General features: G+C 39.2%; 1 protein-coding gene. It reads left to right on the forward strand.

All coding sequences use genetic code 11. The features are described from left to right. Positions 1 to 283 (forward strand): hypothetical protein (locus AAEZ02_RS22265; RefSeq protein WP_351125185.1); only part of this gene is annotated, 283 nt, incomplete at both ends.

Raw genomic sequence — 283 nt, forward strand, 5'->3', positions numbered from 1 at the left:
TATTCTACAAACAGCGGCCATTGAGCTGATCGCACTTAAGCAAATCCTTAAAGATGAGCAGAAAATTACACATGACTTGATCGCCAAGAACGAGTTAGAAAACCGCATCATCTTTGCACAACAAAATGTAGAAAAAGAACTGCAACATATCTACAAAAATGCACAGTGGACGCATTGGAATAATCCATTACCCCCCTCATCTCCTCTGACTTCATTGGCGTCTGTAATTGCAGAAGAAATCTATCACAAAGCACCAATTGTAATTAATGAGTTAGTTAACCGC

This window comes from Shewanella sp. T24-MNA-CIBAN-0130 (assembly GCF_040310185.1).
Taxonomy (GTDB): domain Bacteria; phylum Pseudomonadota; class Gammaproteobacteria; order Enterobacterales; family Shewanellaceae; genus Shewanella; species Shewanella psychromarinicola.